Below are 20,240 nucleotides of genomic sequence, written 5' to 3' on the forward strand. Positions count from 1 at the left end.
TCAACCGACGGGGACGCCGAATCGATTAGACGGGCCACTCACGACCGGGCTGGCCGTCGATGGCTCGGAACGTCGTCGATTCGCTAGAAGTCGGCTCGAACACGGACGACGGACAGGCGGTGACGGTACCGCCCGAGTTCGAACGCGCGGTCCGCGCGCGCCTCGACAACCACACCAGGCTCGGCCGGCCAGAAGCTGAAGTCTTCGCTGCCGGGCAGGCCAGCGATGATCCCGGACGCCCGCTGCGGGCCGCCCTCGGCAAGCCGGAGCTTTCCCGACCAGCGACGTGAGCGCCGACCGCGACAGCGTCGTCGACAGCCCCACCGCACGCACCCGCCCTTGGCGCTCAGCCTGCCCGAGCACGAGCGCCGTCGGCCGGGACGGGCTACTGGTCACGCCGAGCACGAGGGCGTCGACGTCGTCGTAGTACCTGACCTTGTTGCTGTGCTCACAGAAGCGATACACCCAGGCACCGACAGTGCCGACCCTCGCAGACGGCCCGACTCTCGTTACCACCCGTTCGGCCCAGCCAACGCGAGCTCGAACGACCTGCCACCCCAATACGCCCCCAAACTCAGGCCGACCAGGCCATCTGTGCAGGTCATCCGGGGTTTCCGGGCCGGATTCAAAACCCCTTTGAATCTCACCGGGGGCACCACGGCCCACCAGCACAAATCGGCCCCTGACCAGGCGCAACCCGGTCAGGGGCCGATCTTGTGTCAAATCGGTGGCGCGCGACGGCGACCGGCAAAGTACGGCTACGTGCGGTCTCTTCGCGGTCTACATCTTCCTCGGCCGGTGGGCCCAATAGTCGCGGTCCGCGCCCGGCCTTTACTGGACGGCACTTGCGGCGCGCTGGGCGTACCTAACCGTCCCCGCGCTCGTCCGTATCGCCGCGCTCACCCGTCGGCCCCGCGGCGACGACACGGCCACGCTGATCATCACCATCGGCTCGGCCCTGCTCGGCGCCGGCGCGAAGACCAACGACCCCGATGCGGAACCGAGACCCGTACGTCACCCCTCCCTCGCATGAGAATGTCGGGTGGCACGACTGGCGGGTCCCGGACCGATAATGGCCAGGTGAGCGCACACGTCGAGCTGCGTGAGATCACCGACGATAACCGCGACGCGGTATGCGCCGTACATGTCCGGCCGGACCAGAAGAAGTTCGTCGCATCGGTGAAGAAGTCGCTGAAGGAAGCACGCAAGAAACCACAGTTGTCCCCGTGGTATCGCGCTGTGTACGCGGACAACGTGCCCGTCGGTTTCGTCATGCTGAACTGGGCGGTGCCGCCAGGTACGCGCGGCGTGGTCGGCTCGTACGTCCTGTGGCGGCTGCTCGTCGGAGCGCAGTTCCAACGCCGCGGCTACGGGCGCGACGCGCTGGCCCAGGTCATCGAACTGGTCAGGGCGGACGGCGGCACCGAACTGTTCACCAGTTACCAACCGGGAAAGGGTGAACCGTGGCCGTTCTACCGGGGCTTCGGCTTCCAGCCGACCGGTGAGATCGACGACGGCGAGATCGTCCTGCGGTGCGCGCTGACCTGATCCGCCAACCGCGGCACCGAAGGGGTGCCGGACAACCTCGGGATTGGACCGGCGATGACGCAGTAACCGGCCCCTGACCAGGCGCAACCCGATCAGGGGCCGATCTTTGTGTCGTCCGGCGGCGCCTTTAGCGGACCAGGAAAGTATGGCTACCCGCGTGGACTATTCGCGGTCCACGTTCGTCGCGGCGGAAAGGGCCGGCGCCTACTCGTCCTCGACCATGCCGAGGGTGGCGATCTTCGCCGGGATACCCGTCCAGTCCTGCGAGCACCTCGGCGTACACCTCGTGCAGCACAGCAGCTGAGTGTCCTGCCCAGGCAACCACCTGCGCGGACTGCACGCCGGCCGCCAGCCATGTCGACACACACGCGTGCCGCAGGTCGTACGGCCGACGCGCCGGCGGCGATCGATACTCCTCCTCGGACAGCGCCGTTTTGCGGGCCTTGTCCCAGACCCGCGCCAGCGTCGACTCCGCGACGTCTCCACCGTCGAGGCCGGCGTCGACTTCGGGTGCGCTAGCGCCGGACCCACTTGTGAGCAGTGGTGCGGGAGATACCCATTTCATCTGCAACATGCGCCGCAGGGCGGCCGCCTCGACCCCGCTCGATCAGGAGGCGTCGGGCGTGGATCGTGAGCCGGACATGGGGGTGTGACACGAAGACCGCATCAGGGCGGTGTCACGCGCAGGCGGGTCGGCGCGTGTGGGCTATGGCGCACTGCGGCTGTGTACCGGCGCGAGGGAAGGAGTCCAGCTCCGGTGCGACGTCCGCGATCAGCACGGGGCGGATCTGACCCCGGAGACGTGGCCGGCGGGGCGGATGACCGCGCCCCTGACGCCCGCCCGTTGGTCCGGGGCGTCAGGGGCGCGTGTTTCACAGGATGACGACGGCGCGTTCGCCGGATGCGGGCCCACGCCTTCTGCGCGCCCAACAGGGTCTATTCGGCCCAGGCACGCTCCAGCAGGGCGCCGAAGGTGGCGGGCTCTCGCCCGATCAGCTCGGCCAAGGTCGAGTCGACGGCGGCGAACTCGCCATTCCGCGCCGCCGCGAAGATGCTCAGCATCAGGTCGGCGATCGGTGCCGGGGCGCCGTGCGCCAGCGCCTGCTCGCGGAAGGCGTCGTCGAAGACGACGGTGCGGGTGAAGGGCCTTCCGATGGCCTGGGACGCGATCTCGGCGACGGTGCTGAAGTCGAGCGCCGCCGAGCCGGTGAGCGGCGGGGTGGGCCCCTCGAAGCGGCCCTCCTCGGCGAGGATCGCCGCGGTGGCCTCGGCGAGGTCGTCGTGGCCGGTCCAGGCGACGGGGCCGTCGGCGGGGAGGGCGATGTCGCCGGTGTGGCGGGCGGGCTCCAGGAACTGCACGGCGCTGGCCGCGTAGAAGCCGTTGCGCAGGGCGGTCCAGGGCAGGCCTGTGGCGCGCAGCAGGTCCTCGGTTCGGGCGTGGTCGCGGCATGCCTGGAAGCGGGAGTCGTGCGCGGCGCCCATCTGGCTGGTGTAGAGGATGCGGCCGACGCCTGCCTTCACGGCGGCGTCGATGGCGGCGCGATGGCCAGTGACGCACTCCTCGCCCGTGCGGTCGAGGGAGACGAGGAGCAGCTGCTCGGCCCCCTCGAAGGCATGCACGAGCGAGGCGGGGTCGTCGAAGCTGCCCTGCCGGACACGAACGCCGCGGTCGGCGAGGTCTCGGGCCTTGCGGGGGTCGCGGACGCTGACGCCGACGCGGTCGGCGGGGACGCGCTCCAGGAGGCGTTCGACGGCGCGGCGGCCGAGCTTTCCCGTGGCTCCGGTCACGATGATCACTAGGTTCTCCCGATGCTGTTTCCAGTGGAATCATTTCGATGTTAACGCTGTAATATCGATGGAACCACATCTTCGATATCATCGGTTCATGGCTACGCGCGGTACCACCGGCAGCTCTCGTCAGCGCATCGTCGAGGCGACCGTCGAGCTACTGGAGAACGGCGGCCCCGACGCGGTGAGCACCCGGGTGGTCGCCGCCGCGGCCGGAATGCAGCCGCCGGCGATCTACCGCCTCTTCGGCGACAAGGAGGGGCTCCTCGAGGCCGTCGCCGAGCACGGCTACGCGCAGTTCCTGGAGAGCAAGCGTGCGCAGCTCGACCCCGACCCGCAGGACGCGGTGGAGGACCTGCGCCGCGGCTGGGACATGGTCGTGGAGTTCGGGATCTCCCGCCCCGAGCTGTTCGCGGTGATGAACAGGGCCACCAGCCGGGGGGCGGACATGGCACACCGCGCGGGCCTGGAGATCCTCCACGGCCGCGTGCGTCGACTGGCGGCCGGGGGGTGGCTGCGGGTCGACGAGGAGCTGGCCGCCCAGATCATCCAGGCCACCGGCCGAGGCGCGGTCACCACCTGGCACTCCACCCCGGCAGAGCGCCGCAATCCGGCGCTGCTGACCACCCTCCGCGAGGCCATGGTCGCCGCCATCACCCGCGCCGAACCGACGGTCCCCGCCGCGGAGACCGGCCCCGCCGCGGCAGCCCGCGCGCTGCGCGCCGCTCTCCCCGACGATGCCGATGTCTTGAGCGACGCCGAACAGCACCTGCTGCGCGAGTGGCTCACCCGCCTGGCAGCGGACAGTGGCGCTCCGCATGCCTGACAGCGCGTCAGGATCCCTCGTGCAGGTCGGACCTCCCGAGGAGAGATCGTTCGATGAAGCGGCGTCCATCGAGAAGGACCGCGGGCGGCCACACGGCTCCGGCCGGCTTCCCCCCTGTCCCTGACGCGCCGCCAACTTCGACCACGTCTCCACCGCCCACTGTCAACAACGCTCGTGGTCGATACAGCGGCGCACGAAGATCGCCCCGAGCGGCTGCCCCACCGCGCCGGCCCCACGAGTCGAACGACCAATACCGGCACCTGGTCCGCGACCACGGTGTCATCCCCATGATCGCCCGCAGCGGCGCCGAGCACGGCTCTGGCCTGGACACCCTCCGCCGGCTGGCCCAACGCACCTTCGCCTGGCTCAACGGCTTCCCCCGCGTACGCATCCGCACCGAACGCCGAGCCGATGTCCACCAAGCCATCATCAGCCTGGCCTGCTCTGTCATCTGCCTCCGCAAACTCGTTCTGAACTGATCCCCAGCGGTGGCGCGAACGCGGCGGCTGGTTTCAGGGCAGCGCCGTGGCAAGTTCTGGGGACGGCGTGCGGAGTTGGGTGTCTTTGCTCGGCGGTGTGCCGAACATGCGGCGGTATTCGCGGCTGAACTGAGAGGGGCTGTCGTAGCCGACACTGAGGCCCACACCGGTGATGTCTGAGGGGCGACTGGCGAGCAGCAGCCTGGCTTCTTGCAGGCGGATGCGTTTCTGGAACTGGATGGGGCTCATCCCCGTGACGGTCTGAAAGTTGCGGTGAAACGCGGAAACGCTCATGCCGGCGATTTCCGCCAGGTCCTCCACGCGAAAGGCGGTGGCGTAGCTCTCCCGGATATGACGCACGGCGCGGTTGATGTGGGCCAGCCCGCTGTCGGCGAGACCGAGCTGGCGGATGGCGGCTCCCTGCTCGCCACGCAGGAGATACCAGAGTATTTCCCGCTTGACCATGGGAGCGAGGATCTTGCGGTCCGCAGGCTGCTCCAGCAGCCGCAGCAGGCGCACGATGGCGTCCAGCAGCAGAGGCGAAGCCGCGGAGACGGCAATGCCGGGTGATGCGGCGCGTGGGGTGGCCGGCAGGTCTCGGGCGTCGGCTTCCAGGAGGAGTTCGGCAATGGCCGAGGGAGCGAGAGTCATGCCGAAGCCGAGGGTGGGCTGCCCGGTGTCGAGGACATGGCCCGTGACGGGGAGGTCGGCAGAGGCGACCAGGTAATCGCCGGGCCGGTACTCGTAGAGGCGCTCGCCCAGGGCGAGGCGTTTGCCGCCCTGGGCGAGGACTGCGAGCACAGTCCCGGACATCCCGGCCGCCGAAGCGTGGGGATGGGTGAATTTGCAGACCTGGATGCCGTCGATCTCCGTGCTCATGTCGGGCCGTGCATGTCGGTCGAGAAGCGCACGCATTTCGTGCAGGGCAGACATCTGTTCAGTCTTGCACGAAACTCCACACGGAACCGCTAATCCGGCAGGACTGGGCACGCTTTCGTGAGTCCGCAGGTGCCCCGCCAGGCAGGACGGCCTGTTTGCGGCAGTCTCGGCTCCTCACCCAGCGACCCGTGGGCGGCGCGTGTGGACGAGAGGGCCTTGGCGTGGGCTCACCGCGGGAGCGGTTCAAAGGTTCTGGCCTCCGGAGACTTCGAGGTCCTGGGCGGTGATCCACCGGCCTTCCTCGGAGACCAGCATGGCGATGACCATGCCGATGTCATCGGGCTCGCCGACGCGGCCGAGCGTGAAGGTTTTCGCCAGTTCCGGGATGATCTCAGGGTTCTTGCTGAACGCGTCGTCGGCGAAGCGGGTGACGGTGGCTCCGGGGGCGACCGAGTTCACGCGGATGCCACGGGGGCCGAATTCCTTGGCCATGTAGCGGGTGAGCACGGCCACGGCGCCCTTGAGAGCCGCGTAGACGGAGTATCCCGGCGCGGTCACCTGGGGCAGCGTGGAGTTGCTGGTCAGGTTGACGATGGCGCCGCCGTCGGCGAGGAGCGGCAGCAGGGCCTGGGTGAGGAAGAAGGGCCCCTTGAAAAGGCCGTTCGTGAGCCGGTCGAAGTCCTCCTCGCGGGTGTCCTCGATCATCGCCATGCCGGCGAAGCCGGCGTTGTTGACCAGGTGGTCGAAGGAGTGCCGCTGGAAGGTCTCGCGCAGCACCTCGGCAACGGCCTCCCGGAAGGGGGTGAATCCCGCTGTGTCGCCGAGATCCAGGTGCAGCGCCACGGCAGTGCCGCCCTGCTGCTCGATCCGCGCGACGGTGTCCTTGGCACCCTGTTCGTTGGAGCTGTAGGTCAGGATCACGCCGGTACCGCGCCGGGCGATCTGCAGGGCGGCGCTCTGGCCGATGCCGGAGCTTGCACCGGTGACGACGGCCACCTTCATGTTGTGCCTCCTGGGCCTTGAGGATTCGTCGGAATCCGTGGGGAGTGGGTCCCTTCCAGGAGACCCGCTGTGCCGGGCCCGCGAAAAGAATGATCCTCTACGGCTCTTGCCTGATCCTCTTGGCTGGACGCCGCAGGACCGTGTCAGCCGTGCCAGCCGCTGCCGCGGTGCAGGGGTGCGTCGGCCTTTGCGTGACTGCCGGCTTTCGGCCGCCGGCGGACTCGTCGCAGTGGTGCGCCCTGTGCGTGGGCAGGATCGTACAAGTATTCGCCAGGATGTCCCTAGCAGGCGGACCGGCGTGACGGTTGTCTTGCCCCCAGTCGTTTCCACGACGCACGAGTGAGGCAGCCGACCATGACCGACATCGTGGGAAGAAGCTACGACGTGGGCGCGGTCAGGCGCGCTCTGGCCATCGGCCCGGGCTCGCCGCGCGAGGCACGCACCATCGACATCACCACCCTCGGCCGACGCACCGGCCGCCCGAGGCGCATCGAGATCTGGTTCCACCGGGTCGGCGGCCACTGGAACCTCAGCGGGATGCCGGTGCCCCGAAGCTGGCACGCAAACCTGTCAGCACACCCGCACTTCACCTTCCACCTCAAGAACGGCGTCCGGGTGGACCTGCCGGCCACGGCGGTGCCGGTGGAGGACCCCGCGGTGCGCCATCGCGTCCTGTCCGCTGTGGTCGCCCTGCAGGACAAGCCCGGTTTGCAGATGCGAGGCACCCAGCGTCAGCGCCTGGAGGACTGGCTCGAGCACAGCCCGCTGATCGAGATCGTCTTCGACGACGAACGACTGCGCCCGCCGCTCAGCTGACCGCCCCGGGCGACCGCGACGACTGCCGCGAGTTCTCCCTTTCTCGTGGTCAAGCTCCCGCAGGGGGCAGGCGCAGGTTCGGGGCGGCGGTAGTGGGTGCCGCTGCGCAGCATCGCGCAGCGCCCGAGCTGGCGACGTTGCGCCGTCTCGGCGTTGCCGTCGGTGCCGTCGGCTCGCGCCGGGGCGGGGTCGCCATCTACTTCGTGGCATTTGACCTGCCGGCGGCGGGCGTAGACGACTTGTGGTCATGCCGGATCAGCGCCGACGGGCCCGGCTTGAACAACTCTGCGCATCGGCGGCACCACCGCTGCAGTCGGCGCCGAGCACGACTGACCGGGATGCCGCGATGGCGCGTGGATGCGGCCGGAGGCCGGCGCCGTGGGCATCGAAGGAGCAGCCGGGAGGCTCGTCGACGCGCCCTATCGCCAGGGTCATACCGACGGATGGGTGCGGGTCCGCCAGATGACTCTCGTTGACGCGCTGGTGGTCGGCGTCGCTGGGAGTGCGGGGCGGCCGGTCGAGGTCGTGCCGGCACGACGTGATGAGGGCGGGTGTCTGCGCCGGATCGGGCTGTCAGTGCCGTTGGCGCCCGTTCGTTGCGGGGAGAGGTCAGCCGGCACGTCACGCCCACCGGCACTGACAGCCACCGGTTCGTGTGTCGACGGGTGCGTTCGGCCGTGGCAAACCTCGCGCGTGGGGACGTCAACCTGTCGGGGCTTTCTTGACACGTGGGAACGGCGGGAGCCGCTGGTGTCCGGTCGCACGCCAGCGGCTCCCTCGTCGTGACATGGCGACACTTACCGCTCGATCACACTTGCCTTGTACCGGTTCCGGGTGGGAGTGACCCGGGGCTCGCTGCAGTGTGCGCAGGCGATCATGCGCCGGGCCCGGCGAGCTACCGCGACGCCCGGCGCCGAGGCCGGCAACGTCTGGATGGCCGCGTGCACAAGGCAGGTGGCCGCGCCGCAGTGCACACAGACACCGATGGCCGGTTCGCTCATGCTTTGTGTCGCGCAGTCGATGCAGATCATGGTTCTCCTTGGAAAGCGGCGGGGAAGCCACGATAAGCAGGCCTGCGCCGGATAACGGTGTTCTCGTTGCCGGGTAAGTTCGACATCACATTGCCGGCGGCGTCGGCGAGGCCGAGCGCGCCGAGGTTCGCGGGGCGGGCCGGCTCACGCACCGCAGCCATCCGGGTGTGCGGCAATGACCGCCAGAAGTGGCTGCGGCCTGCCCGGCGGCAGCCGACTACGGGACCTGGCGGGCTGATTGACAAGGCCACGAAGGACAACCGGCCCGCCAGGCCGCGCCGATCGAAGAGATCCGCCCGCTGGTGGCGAGCCGCCTGGATGCCGTGTGGCGCGACTCTTCACCGGGCCGCGCGGCGGTCGGAATCACGACGCCGATTCCGCGGGACACCACCCATGGGGACGAGGTCGTCCCCAAATGGGGATCGATCGGACGGGGATCTGTCCCCGAGATGGCCCCCACACGGCACGTTGTACATCAACTTCAGTGGTCGAGGGTGCTCAGCAAAAGGGTCCGCGACCAGCGGTCATTCCGCTCACGGGGTACGGCCCCGGCGACACGGTCCCCATGGTGGGCGGCCGGACAGACCTGGGACCCGGAGATGAGCGAAGCGCCATGATCGACAGTCATGGCAGATGGTGGCTATAAGCCATTGTCGGACATACTTTCACTGGCGAAAGTCGTCGTCATTTATGCCTGTTGACCACACTTCTCGTCATCGAACTGTGACCATTTCTTGCGGTGAGTCAATTTACCGGAGGGCGCGCATGCGTCCCTGGAGCGGTGCTGCGGAGTTCGCGGGGTAACTGGTGGCTTTCGATTCCCTCCAGCCGTCGATGCCGTCGGAGTAGCGGCGGTCAACCCAGTTGCGGATAGTCACACTCGACGCTCCGGCACCCGCAGCCGCCTGGGTCGCTGTGGCATCTGGTGCGCGAGCCGGGGCGGATGCGCCGCCGTCTGGGTTGTGTTCGCAGGCGGTCTCGTTGTCGTGGCTCGCGAACAAGAGCTGATGGAACTGACTGGGCGCCAGGCTGGAGGGGCGACGGGCAGACTCCGAGCGTTACGAGGAGCTGCCGGCGTTGGGCCGCGCGCCCGGTGACGTGCCTGGCCCGAGCCTTGGTGTCATCAGACAGGCGGATATCGCCCTGTCTCGGTTCAGTCGGCGCCGCCGATCTTCTGACCGGTGGCAACGGCGGAGGCGGCGAGGAGCGTGGCAGCGGCGAGGCTGCCCCAGAGGGGGCGGCCGAGCCGTGAGAGGCGAGAGCGGTGATGACCGCCAGGGAGAAGGCGAGGCCGAAGCCCGAGGAGAGCTGGAAGCGGGCGAGGGCGCGTCCCAGGACCGGGGCGGGAGCGAGGGCGGTGACGAGCGCGGTGGCGCTGCCGGCGTAGCTGATCTCGCCAATGGAGCAGACCACGGACACGGCGGCGATGGCCGGCGCACCCCAGCCGTGTTCCAGTGAGGTGGCCGCGAGGAAGCCGAGGTAGGACGCGGCGAGGACCACGCCGGCGAGCGGCAGCACCGTCCGCCGGGAGAAGCGGGACAGCAGGACGGTGACCGGAACCTGCAGGGTGACCACCAGCACCGTGTTCGCCACGAAGATGGCGGCCGACCACACCGGGGAGGCGTGCAGCTGTGTCACCAGGGCCAGGGGAAGCGCGATTTCGGGGACGTTGAGGCAGAAGACGTAGACCACGTTGGCGGCCAGCAGTGCACGCGTTGCAGGCGCGGGCCGGTCGTCCCCGGCTCTGGGCGGGGTGGTGGCCGGGTGCGTACGGAGGTGGACCGACCACGCCAAGGCCGCCGCGGCGAGATAAGCGAGCGCGGTGACGGCTGCCAGCGCCTGCAACGCGGTGGTGCCGCCCGTGAGGCTCGCGGTGGCGAGGAGGGCGCCCACGCCCAGGGCGGCGTTGCGCAGCGCGCGGCCTCCCGCAAGCGCCGCGTCCCGTTCCCGGCCGCGGGAGACCGTGGCCACGAGAGCGGCGTGGGCGGCCGGCCAGGCCTGGTTGCCGATACCGAGGAAGAGCGCCGCCGTCGCGAACAGCCAGACGTGCTCCGCGGGGGCGGCCGGCAGCAGGGCCACGCCCAGCACGCGCACCAGCATCGACGCTGCCACGACCGTGCTGCGGGCGCCCCGGTCCAGCCATCGGCCGCCCGCGGGCAGGCACACCAAACCCGCGACGGCGCCGACCGTCATGGCAATGCCGGTGACCGACACGGAGAGCCTGAGCACCGTCACCCCGTAAAGCAGCAGAAACGGCCGCAGCAAGCTGGTGCCGAGCGCGTCCACGGCCAGGGCGACGGCGTAGCGGGGGCCGCCGGAGGCACGCACGAGGGCGCGCGGCCGGATCTTGGTGCTGGTTCCCATGGCGTCCACGGTGCGCTCGGCTGCCGGGCCCACCGCGTCGGTTGACGGACACCGTCAACCGACGCGGTCGTCGGCCATCCGACCGGCGAGAATGCGGGGATGACGTTGAGGATCGACATCGGCGGCCTGCCGTCCGGCAGGCTGCGGTTCGCTGCCTCCCCGTTGGCCGAGCTGACCGCGATGCTGCACGTGCTGGCCGAACCCGGGCATCACCCGCGGCTCGCCGGCTGGGCCGGAGACGTCTGGGGCGGGCTGCGGCCGGAGCTGGCCGAGCGGCTCAGGGAGCCCGAGTTCCTCTGGCGTTCCTCACGAGCCGACTTCCTGGTCCCCGCCCGTCCCCTGCCGACCCTCGCCGAGGAGCTGGACGAGGTGGACCGGATCGACGACGAAACCTATGTGACCGCCGCGCTCAACACGACGTGCGGCAGCAACCGGGTCCACTTTGCTGCGCCGTCACCGCTCGCCGACGCGACCGCGCGCGAGCGGGCCCTGGACATCGCCCAGGCCCGTGGCGCGCTCCAAGAGGCCTTCGCGGAACGGCTGCTCACGGACCCCGCAGCCGTGCGGGCTCGGGTGCGGCGCACCCTCGAACAGTGCGCCGAGGCCTTCTTCGACGCCGCCTGGGCGGGCGTCACCGGGCAACTCGCAGCCGACGCGCGCCTGAAGAACGACCTGCTGAAGCGCCGGGGCATCGGGGCCGCACTCGCATCGGTCTCCGGCGCCATCACCCTGGCACCGGACGGCAACTGCATCGTCGTGGACAAGCTCCAGGACAACGCGACCGCTTGCCACGGCACCGGCGTGACCTTCCTCCCCAGCGTCTTCGGCCGCCCGCACCTGGTGGCGGTCCACGCACCGGGGTGGCAGCCGGTGGTGCAGTACCCCGTCGCCGAGGCGAGTCCGTCGCCGCCGGTTTCGCTGGAAACGGTCACGCTCCGGCTGGAGGCACTCGCCCATCCGGTACGGCTGCGGCTGCTGCGCACCCTGGCCCGCGGCCCGCACACCACCGGTGAGCTGGCCCATGCCTGGGAACTTTCACCCCCGGAGGTTTCCCGCCACCTCGCCGTCCTGCGTCGCGCGGGACTGCTCACGACCCGCCGGCACGGTCGTTATGTCCGATACACCCTCAATCTGCCCGACCTGACGGCGCTGGGGGCCGACCTGCTGGCGGCTGTCCTGCGCTGAGTGGCTTCGGTCTGCCAGGTTCCCCGCTTCTTCGTGGCCGAGGGCGGCACGCGGTAGCTCGCGCGCTGCCGCCGGATGAAACCGTGCGCGATGGCATGGGTTTCGCCCCTGCATCCCGACGAAGACGGCCGTCCGCGAGCCACGGGAAGTGAGCGCGTCCCGCCGGGGCCGGGCGCGGTCAACTGCCGAGGAGACGGTTCCCGAGGGCGGTCAGCATGCCCCACCGCGCGATGCGGCCGGACGGGAACCTCGAATACAGGGCCCGCGCTTGCTGGTCGTCACGTGCGTCGGGGCCGGCAACTGCGCGACCTGCACCCGGCTCGGCAGCCTCGTCGTCTGCAGCAGCCGCGGCGTACCGCTGTGGTCGAGAACACCGACGGCCGCGGTGGCACGACGGCACGAGCTACGCCTGGAGCCCGGCACGGTGGCGTTCGGCTGCCGGGCCCCGGCGTGCGTAACCGTCTGAGTCAGCGAATGCGTTCGCCGGTCTGGGCGCAGGAGTAGCCGCCGAGCTCCTCGACGCGCGTTCGGAAGCCCGGGTCCGCGAGCAGTGTCCACAGGGGAGCCAGCAGGTCGTGCGACACATCGGCGGTGCGCAGCACGAGATCGTAGGGCTCCTGCGCCACAGGCACGAAGTCGAGGCCGAAGGCGCGGGCCGCGGCGAGGATGCCCAGCCCGGTGTCGGCGCGGCCGGCGGAGACCGCGGCGGCGACGGCGAGGTGCGTGTGTTCCTCTCGGGCATAACCGGGAATGGCGGCGGGGTCGATGCCGCGGCGGCCCAGTTCGTGGTCGAGCAGGGCGCGGGTGCCGGCGCCGCGCTGGCGGTTGACGTAGCGCACGCCGGGACGCGTGAGATCGTCGATGTCCTTGAGGCCCAGCGGATTTCCGGGCGCCACGAGAAGGCCTTGGTCGCGGTGGACGAGCCGGATCACCGCGGCGTCGTCGCCGAGCAACCGCTCCACGTAGGGCAGGGTGTACTCGCCGGTGGCCGGGTCGAGCAGGTGCGAGCCGGCCAGGTGGCAGAGCCCGTCGCGCAGGGCGACCAGGCCGCCGAGCGAGCCGACGTTGGAGGACGCGAGTGTCACCAGCGGGTCGGTGGCGCGCAACGCCGAGGCCGCGAGGTCGAGCACGAGGTCGTGCGAGCCGATCGCGACGATGGTCCGGTCGATCTCGGCGAGTCCGCGCAGCAGCTCCACCCGGACCTCGGTGCCGGCGTGGTGCCCTTCGACGCCGGCCGGCACGACGAGCAGCCCGTCCGCACGGACGAGCGAGGTGAGCACACCGGCGCCGCGCGGGAGCGGGGTCGCGACGACGTGCTCCTGCACGCGGCCGAGCCGCACGCGCACCCAGTCGTCCATCCCGACCACCGACGGCAGTTTCCGGGCGAGCCGCGCGGTCGTCGAGGGCCGCTCGCGCGGTGCGGCGCCTTCGAGCTCGGCCAGCAGCGGCGCGGCGAAGATGTCGAAGGTGAGGGCCGCGGAGACGGGATAGCCGGGCACACCGAGAATCGGCGTGCCCTTCTCGCCCGTCACCGTCCCGAGCACCACGGGGTGCCCGGGTCGCACCGCGACTCCGTGCACGGCAACGGTTCCGGCCTCGGCGACCACGCGGGCGGTGTAGTCGTCGCGGCCCGCGCTGGATCCGGCGATGAGCATGACCAGGTCGGCCTCGGCCGCGGCCGTGCGCACGGCCACGGCGATGGCGGCCGGGTCGTCGGCGACGATGGCGGTGACCCGGACGTCGCAACCGACCTCGCGGGCCTGCGCGGCCAGCATGACCGAGTTGGTGTCGGCGATCTCGCCCGGCCGCAGCTCGGTCCCGATCGGCCGGATCTCGTCGCCCGTCGGGATGATCACGACGATCGGCGCCCGCCGCACGGACAGCTCGACGACGCCGGCGGCGGCACTCGCGGCAACGTCGACCGGGCGCAGCCGATGCCCTTCGGGCAGCAGCAGCTCGGCGGCGCTGATGTCTTCGCCGATCGAGCGCACATGCTGGTACGGCGGCACCGCCGTGCGCAGTTCGGCGCCGTCGGGCGTGTGGTGGACGTGTTCGCGCATGACCACCGCGTCGTACCCGGGCGGCAGCGGATCACCGGTGTCGACGACCTCGAAGTCCGTCACCACCACCGGCGTCGTCTCCGACGCCCCGACGGTGTCGGCCGCCCGCACGGCTATACCGTCCATCCCGGACGAGTCGAACGCCGGTGAAGACCGCCGCGCCCACACCGGTTCCGCCGTGACCCGGCCGACCGCGGCACCGGCGGGGACCCGGATCGCCCCGACCCGGGCCGGGCACCCGGCGGCGGCCCGCGCTTCCCGCCAGGCGTCGTGGGCCTGGGCGGCGGGGACATCGGAGATGAACGGGCTGTTCATGCGTACAGCGTGACATCGACGTCCAGGCCGCCGTCCAGCCCGGTCGCCGGCTCCGGGACGACCACGTACCCGTCCGCGCGGGTGAGCACCGACAGCAAGGCCGAAGGCCCGAACAGTGGCTCGGCGACTCCGTCGCGGACACGCACCTGCACGACGTCGAGCCGCCCGGCGGCCGAGGCCAGATCGCGCGACAGCCGCGCCCGCGTCGACGGCCGGGCGGGCGGGATCTCGCAGCCGCCGAGCCGCCACAGCAGGGGAATCCCGATCTGGCCGAACACCACCAGCGCGGAGAGCGGGTTGCCCGGCAGGCCGATCACCGGGACACCGGCGCACTCGGCCAGCAGCGTGGGCTTTCCGGGTTTGATCGCCAGCCCGTGACACCACACCTCGCCGACCGCGGCGACGGCGCCCGCGGTCTCGTCCCGGGCCCCGACCGACGACCCGGCCGACACGACCACGAGATCCGCCCCCGGAAGGACGGAGGTCAGCTTGTCCTTCAACGCCCCGGGCTCGTCCGACACGATACCGGCGACGACCGGCTCACCACCGGCGTCGAGCACCAAGCCGGCCAGCGCGGACGCCGTCGCGTCACGCACCTGGCCCGCGCTCAACGACGAGGTCTCCGGCGGAACCACTTCGTCACCGGTGGAGATGATCACGACCCGCGGCCGCGCGTGCACCGACACGCTCACCACGCCGGCGGCGGCCAGCAGACCCAGGTCCGGCGCCCGCAGCGGCCGGGCGCCGGCGACGAGCGGCGCGCCTGCGGCCACGTCGTCGTCGGCACGCACGAGCCCGCCGCCCGGCGCGACCGGCCGCGTGACCTCGATCGTGCCCGGCATGGTCTCGGCCGTGAACTCGACCATCACCACCGCGTCCGCCCCCTCGGGCAGCACCCCGCCGGTCGGCATCGCCACACAGCCGCCCGGCCGCACGGACACCGTGGGCGCCGCACCCATCCGGACGGCGCCGAGCAGGTCCAGATAGGACGGCAGGCCGTCGGAGGCGCCGTACGTGTCCGCCGCCCGGACCGCGAATCCGTCCACTGTGGACTTGATGAACCCGGGCAGGGCGTGCGGCGACGGGATGTCCCCGGCCGGCACCCGGTGCAGCGCCGCCGACAACGGCACGGTCTCGACCGCGGTGCGGTGCGCCGGGCGGAACCCGGCGAGAGCCTCGGCAACGGTGCGGGTGGTGAAGAACTCGCGTCCGCTCACCGATCCGGCTGGTCCTTCGCGCCCTCGGGCTTCGGGTGCGGACGGGCCGCGGCGGCGCCCTTGGCCAAGCCGAGCACGGACACCACGGGCCCGAGCGCGACCTGCCCGAGCCCGCAGATCGAGGTCTTGCGCATGGCCTCTTCCAGCTGCAGGATCTTCCCCCGCCCGGCATCGTCCAATGCCGACTCCGAGTCGAGCACACCGCGCAGCAGCGTGTGCGCCTTGGTGGAGCCGACCCGGCAGGGCACGCACTTGCCGCACGACTCGTTGCGGAAGAACCGCAGCACATTCGTCGACGCGGCCAGCAGGTCGGTGCCCTCGGCGAGCACGACCAGGGCGCCGGAGCCGAGCATCGTGCCGGCCTCGGCCAGCGAGGCGAAGTCCAGCCGCAGGTCGAGCTGATCGGGGCCGATGAAGTTGGACGACGCCCCACCCGGCTGCACCGCGCCCACGGGCGCACCGTCCAGCACGCCGCCGGCGGTGTCGATCAGCTCCCGCACGGTGGTGCCCATCGGCACGCAATAGACGCCCGGGGCGGTCACGTGCCCGGAGACGGCGAAGAACTTCCAGCCGGTCGAGTCGCCGATGCCCTGCGCATGCCACCAATCCGCGCCCCGTTGGAGGATCACCGGCACGTCGGCGAAGGTCTCCACCGAGTTGATCAGCGTGGGGCGGCCGTGCAGGCCGTAGTTGCCCGGGAACGGCGGTTTGTTGCGCGGTTCGCCGCGGTGGCCCTCCATGCACTCGAGCAGCGCCGTCTCCTCGCCGAGGATGTAGCCGCCCGGGGAGACGAACACGTCGAGGTCCAGCCGGCGCCCGCTGCCGCACGCGTCCGGCCCGATCACCCCGGCCTCGCGCAGCGCGGCGATCTCCTCACGCAGCACGTGTTCCTCGGGGCCGTACTCGTGCCGGATGAACACCCAGCCCTGCTCGGCACCGACGACGGCCATGCCCAGCAGCAGCCCTTCCAGCACCAGGTGCGGCTGCTCGGCGAGGATCTGCCGGTCCTTGAACGTGCCCGGCTCGGACTCGTCGGCGTTGCAGACGGCGTACTTCACCGTGCCCGGCTGCGCGCCCGCGACCAGGCTCCACTTCTGCCCGGTCGGGAACCCGGCGCCGCCCATGCCGCGCAGCCCGGAGTCTTTCAGCGTCGCCACCACGGACTCGGCACTGATCTCGCCGGCCAGCAACGCGCGCAACGAGCGATAGCGGTCCCCGACCCCGGAACCGCGTGGGTACGGGTCGTTCGGCCACGGCTCCTCGCGCCGCACGGCCGGCGCGTCCCCGACTCCCCCGCCACGCGCGGCCGTGACCAAAGAGTCCACTTCGGACACCGGCGCGGGGTGCTCGTTCACCGCGGCCGCGGGCGCGACGTCGCAGCGGCCCAGGCACGAGACCTCGACCAGCTCGACGTCGGTGTCGTCGCCGTACTGCTGCTTGATTTCTTCGATCCGCTCCTCGCCCGAGCGCAGCCAGCACGACAAGTCGTGGCAGACGCTGATCTGCACCTTTTTCGGCGGTGTGGTGCGGAAGTGCGGGTAGAACGAGATCAGACCCTCGATCTCGTACTGCGGCCGGCGCACATCGCGGGCCAGCTGCTCCAGCTCCTCGCGCGGAAGCCAGCCGAGCCGGGCCTGGATCGCGTTGAGCGCCGGGATCAGCGACGGGCCGGGGAACTTGCCCGCCCGCGCCTCGACGCCGGGCACCCGCTCGGGACTCAAGGTCATTCCGCGACTCCTGCCGCCGTGACGGATTCCGTGTGCGCCGCGCCCAGGGCCTCGACCTGGATCGCGCAGAACTTGAACTCGGGGATCTTGCCGTACGGGTCGATCTCGTCGATGGTCAGCAGGTTCGCCGCCGCTTCCCGGAAGTGGAACGGGATGAAGCAGTTCCCGAGCTGTTCGCGGTGCGAGATCCGCACCTGCAGCTCGATCACCCCGCGCCGCGACCGCACGCGCGCGATCTCACCGTGGGCCAGGCCCCGGTCGGCGGCGTCCTTCGGGTGCATGTACACCTCCGCGATCGGGGAGATCGAGTCCAGCGCGAACGAGCGCCGCGTCATCGACCCGGTGTGCCAGTGCTCCAGGAGCCGGCCGGTGTTGAGCACCAGCGGGTACTCCGCGTCGGGGAGTTCCTTGGCGGGCAGCCATTGCGCGGCGACGAGGTGGGCCAGGCCGTCGTCGGTGTTGAACCGCTCGTCGAACAGCACCACGGTGCCGTCCGAGTGCTCCGGGTCGGCGTTGGGGTAGAGCTTGCCGGACAGGCCCAGGTTGTCGTGGCGCAGGTTCTTGTACGAGGGCATCAGCGCGACCATCTCGTCGAAGATCTCACTGGGAGCCGAGTAGTTCCAGTCCAGGCCGATCCGCCGGGCGATGTCCTGCACGATCTCCCAGTCGACCCGCGCCTGCCCGGGCGGGTCCATGACCTTGCGGCCCAGCTGCACCCGCCGGTCGGTGTTGGTGTAGCTGCCGTCCTTTTCCAGGTAGGACGACGCGGGCAGGATCACGTCGGCGAACTCGGCGGTCTCGGTGAGGAAGATGTCCTGCACCACGAGGAAGTCCAGCGCTGCCAAGGCTTTGCGGACCTTGTTGATGTTCGGGTCGGACAGGAACGGGTTCTCCCCGAGCATGTACATCCCGCGCACGCCACCGGGTTTGAGGACCGACCCGATGATCTCGGTGACGGTCAGACCGCGCTTCGGGTCGAGCGTCGTGCCCCATGCCTGCTCGAAGCGCTGCCGGGTGCGGTCGAGGTCGACGCCCTGGTAGTCCGGGTAGAACATCGGGATCAGGCCCGCGTCCGAGGCGCCCTGCACGTTGTTCTGGCCACGCAACGGGTGCAGCCCGGTGCCAGGCCGGCCGACGTTGCCGGTGATCGAGCACAGCGCGATCAGGCAGCGGGCGTTGTCGGTGCCGGTGGTGTGCTGGGAAATGCCCATGCCCCAGTAGATGACGCCCGCGCCCGCCTCGCCCCACTCGCGGGCGACCTCGCGGATCAGGTCCGCGTCCACGCCGGTGATCTGCGCGGCGCGCTCGGGCGGGTACTCGGCGACCGTGCGCGCGAGCTCGTCGTAGCCGGACACGCGCTCGGCGATGAACTCGCGGTCGATCATCCCGAGCCGGATCACCTCGTGCATGATCGAGTTGTAGAACGCCACGTCGGTGCCGGGCTTGACCTGGCAGTAGTAGTCGGCGTGCTCGGCCACCGTGCTGGCGCGCGGGTCCACGTACACGATCTTGGTGCCGCGCCGGCGGGCCTGCTTGAAGAACGAGCTGGCGACCGGGTGGTTCGCCGTCGGGTTGGACCCGGTGATGATCACGATGTCCGCGTTGGCCACGTCGCCGTAGGTCGTGGACACCGCACCCGAGCCGACGCCCTCGAACAGCGCCGCGACCGAGGAGGCGTGACACAGCCGCGTGCAGTGGTCGACGTTGTTCGTGCCGAACCCGGCCCGGATCAGCTTCTGGAAGAGGTAGGCCTCCTCGTTGGAGCACTTCGCCGAGCCGAACCCGGCGATCGCGCCCGGCCCGCCGATCGCGTGGATCTCCTTGAGCCGCCGCGCGACCAGGTCGAGCGCCTCCTCCCAGGTCGCCTCGCGGAAGTGCGGCATGACCTCGTCGTAGTCGACGAGCCCGCCCGGCTTGCGCCGGCCGTCGCGGCCGCGCTTCTGGCTCCGGCCGCCACCACTGCGGTTCCCGCCGCCACCGCCACGCCCGCGGTCGTTCTCGGCGTCGCCCCGCACGTCCGCGGACAGCGGGCCCTTCGGGTACGACGAGTCGATGCGGATGAGCGGTGTGGTGAGCCGCTGGGGAGAGGCGGCGTAGTCCCAGCCGTAGCGGCCCTTCACGCACAGGCGGCTCTTCGACCCCGGCTGATCGCGGCCTTCGGCGAACGAGATCGCGCCGCGGTCGCGGTCGACGTAGTAGGTCAGCGCGCAGCCGACCCCGCAGTAGGGGCAGACGCTGTCGACGGCGTCGAGCTGCTCTCGCGGCTGGATCGGGATGAGGTTGATCGGCTTGTTGGTCAGCGCGCCGGTCGGGCACGCCTGCACGCACTCACCGCACGTGACGCACGAGCTGGAGCCCATGGGGTCGTCGAGGTCGAAGGCGATCTTCGTCGAGTAGCCCTTGCCGGAGCGGCCGATCACGTCGTTGCCCTGGATGTCGTCGCACGCCCGGACACAGCGGTCGCAGAGGATGCAGGCGTCGTGGTTGACGCCGATGACCGGGTTGGACAGGTCCGTGCCGCGCCCGGAGCCACAGGGCAGGTCGGTGGTCTCCTTCGCGACGTCGAAGCGGTCCGCCAGCTCCAGCAGCAGGTTGTCGCCCGTCGTGGTCTGCTTGGGGTCCTCGGCGCGGTCCGGCTGGTCCGACAGCAGCAAATCGGTGAGGGTGGCGCGGTTGCGTTCCAGTTCGGGCGTGCTGGTCTTGACTTCCATGCCGTCCTCGCACGGGCGCACGCACGCGGCGGCGAACACGCGGCCGCCGGTGTCGACCACGCACATGCGGCACACGCCGACGGGGTCGTAGCGCTCGTCGTGGCACAGCACGGGAATGTCGACGCCGGCTTCCTTGGCCGCGTCGTAGATGCTCGTCCCCTCGGGCACCGTCACGGAGTGGCCGTCGATCGTCGTGGTCACCGTGCGCACCGCTGTGACCTGCTCTTCGACTGTCGTCATCACTGACCTCCGTCACAAGCGAGCGTATGTCGTATACAACATACCTCGTACA

The 20,240-nt window shown here is 70.7% G+C and carries 16 protein-coding genes and 1 pseudogene; 7 read left to right on the plus strand and 10 right to left on the minus strand.

Annotated elements, in window-relative coordinates; genetic code table 11:
- Window positions 1-59: 59 nt before the first annotated feature.
- The 3 genes from AB0F91_RS32510 (at window position 60) to AB0F91_RS32520 (ending at window position 1,852) form a co-directional block, all read left to right on the plus strand.
- Window positions 60-290: a hypothetical protein gene (locus tag AB0F91_RS32510; RefSeq protein ID WP_360603735.1), complete on the plus strand. Its 231-nt coding sequence runs from the start codon at window positions 60-62 to the stop codon at window positions 288-290.
- A gap of 790 nt (window positions 291-1,080) precedes the next feature.
- Complete coding sequence (locus AB0F91_RS32515) at window positions 1,081-1,548, plus strand: GNAT family N-acetyltransferase (protein WP_360603737.1); 468 nt, start codon at window positions 1,081-1,083, stop codon at window positions 1,546-1,548.
- A 157-nt stretch (window positions 1,549-1,705) separates the two neighbouring features.
- Window positions 1,706-1,852, plus strand: a complete 147-nt coding sequence (locus AB0F91_RS32520; RefSeq protein WP_360603739.1) for a hypothetical protein — start codon at window positions 1,706-1,708, stop codon at window positions 1,850-1,852.
- Window positions 1,853-2,066: 214 nt separating this feature from the next.
- On the opposite strand, the pseudogene AB0F91_RS32525 reads toward AB0F91_RS32520, so the two are convergent.
- Together AB0F91_RS32525 and AB0F91_RS32530 are read right to left on the minus strand one after the other, a co-directional pair.
- Window positions 2,067-2,204: pseudogene (locus AB0F91_RS32525) on the minus strand (leucine zipper domain-containing protein); the annotation flags it as partial.
- 280 nt (window positions 2,205-2,484) lie between these two features.
- Entirely contained in the window at window positions 2,485-3,345 is an 861-nt protein-coding gene (locus AB0F91_RS32530; protein ID WP_360603741.1) for an SDR family oxidoreductase, read from the minus strand.
- Window positions 3,346-3,433: 88 nt separating this feature from the next.
- On the opposite strand from AB0F91_RS32530, the gene AB0F91_RS32535 reads away from it, so the two are divergent.
- On the plus strand, window positions 3,434-4,162 hold the full coding sequence (locus AB0F91_RS32535; protein WP_360603743.1) for a TetR/AcrR family transcriptional regulator: 729 nt from the start codon (window positions 3,434-3,436) through the stop codon (window positions 4,160-4,162).
- Between the two features lie 287 nt (window positions 4,163-4,449).
- Entirely contained in the window at window positions 4,450-4,641 is a 192-nt protein-coding gene (locus tag AB0F91_RS32540) for a hypothetical protein (RefSeq protein WP_360603745.1), read from the plus strand.
- Between the two features lie 33 nt (window positions 4,642-4,674).
- Here the strand turns inward: AB0F91_RS32540 and AB0F91_RS32545 are convergent, their stop codons facing one another.
- A complete protein-coding gene (locus tag AB0F91_RS32545; RefSeq protein WP_360603747.1) occupies window positions 4,675-5,574 on the minus strand; it encodes an AraC family transcriptional regulator in 900 nt (299 codons plus the stop codon).
- A gap of 189 nt (window positions 5,575-5,763) precedes the next feature.
- Complete coding sequence (locus AB0F91_RS32550) at window positions 5,764-6,522, minus strand: SDR family oxidoreductase (protein ID WP_360603749.1); 759 nt, start codon at window positions 6,520-6,522, stop codon at window positions 5,764-5,766.
- Between the two features lie 354 nt (window positions 6,523-6,876).
- Between AB0F91_RS32550 and AB0F91_RS32555 the strand changes: the two genes are divergently transcribed.
- The gene (locus tag AB0F91_RS32555) at window positions 6,877-7,338 is read left to right on the plus strand and encodes a nitroreductase/quinone reductase family protein (protein ID WP_360603751.1); all 462 of its coding nucleotides are present in this window, start codon (window positions 6,877-6,879) and stop codon (window positions 7,336-7,338) included.
- A 797-nt stretch (window positions 7,339-8,135) separates the two neighbouring features.
- Here AB0F91_RS32555 and AB0F91_RS32560 read toward each other — a convergent pair.
- Window positions 8,136-8,369 (minus strand): DUF2180 family protein, encoded by a 234-nt coding sequence (locus tag AB0F91_RS32560; protein WP_360603753.1) that lies wholly within the window; start codon window positions 8,367-8,369, stop codon window positions 8,136-8,138.
- Window positions 8,370-9,224: 855 nt separating this feature from the next.
- The gene (locus AB0F91_RS32565; RefSeq protein ID WP_360603755.1) at window positions 9,225-10,733 is read right to left on the minus strand and encodes an MFS transporter; all 1,509 of its coding nucleotides are present in this window, start codon (window positions 10,731-10,733) and stop codon (window positions 9,225-9,227) included.
- A 99-nt stretch (window positions 10,734-10,832) separates the two neighbouring features.
- On the opposite strand from AB0F91_RS32565, the gene AB0F91_RS32570 reads away from it, so the two are divergent.
- On the plus strand, window positions 10,833-11,918 hold the full coding sequence (locus tag AB0F91_RS32570) for a helix-turn-helix domain-containing protein (RefSeq protein ID WP_360603757.1): 1,086 nt from the start codon (window positions 10,833-10,835) through the stop codon (window positions 11,916-11,918).
- Between the two features lie 467 nt (window positions 11,919-12,385).
- Here the strand turns inward: AB0F91_RS32570 and AB0F91_RS32575 are convergent, their stop codons facing one another.
- The 4 genes from AB0F91_RS32575 to fdhF are packed head-to-tail and all read right to left on the minus strand — an operon-like array spanning window position 12,386 to window position 20,188.
- On the minus strand, window positions 12,386-14,293 hold the full coding sequence (locus tag AB0F91_RS32575; protein ID WP_360603759.1) for a molybdopterin biosynthesis protein: 1,908 nt from the start codon (window positions 14,291-14,293) through the stop codon (window positions 12,386-12,388).
- Complete coding sequence (locus AB0F91_RS32580) at window positions 14,290-15,510, minus strand: molybdenum cofactor synthesis domain-containing protein (RefSeq protein ID WP_360603761.1); 1,221 nt, start codon at window positions 15,508-15,510, stop codon at window positions 14,290-14,292. The genes AB0F91_RS32575 and AB0F91_RS32580 overlap by 4 nt, the downstream gene beginning before the upstream one ends.
- Window positions 15,507-17,237, minus strand: coding sequence for an NAD(P)H-dependent oxidoreductase subunit E (locus AB0F91_RS32585; RefSeq protein WP_360603763.1), 1,731 nt, complete (start codon window positions 17,235-17,237; stop codon window positions 15,507-15,509). The genes AB0F91_RS32580 and AB0F91_RS32585 overlap by 4 nt, the downstream gene beginning before the upstream one ends.
- Window positions 17,234-20,188: a formate dehydrogenase subunit alpha gene (gene fdhF / locus AB0F91_RS32590; RefSeq protein ID WP_360603765.1), complete on the minus strand. Its 2,955-nt coding sequence runs from the start codon at window positions 20,186-20,188 to the stop codon at window positions 17,234-17,236. The genes AB0F91_RS32585 and fdhF overlap by 4 nt, the downstream gene beginning before the upstream one ends.
- Window positions 20,189-20,240: the final 52 nt, after the last annotated feature.

Origin of the sequence: Amycolatopsis sp. NPDC023774, assembly GCF_040639695.1 — a bacterium.
GTDB lineage: Bacteria > Actinomycetota > Actinomycetes > Mycobacteriales > Pseudonocardiaceae > Amycolatopsis.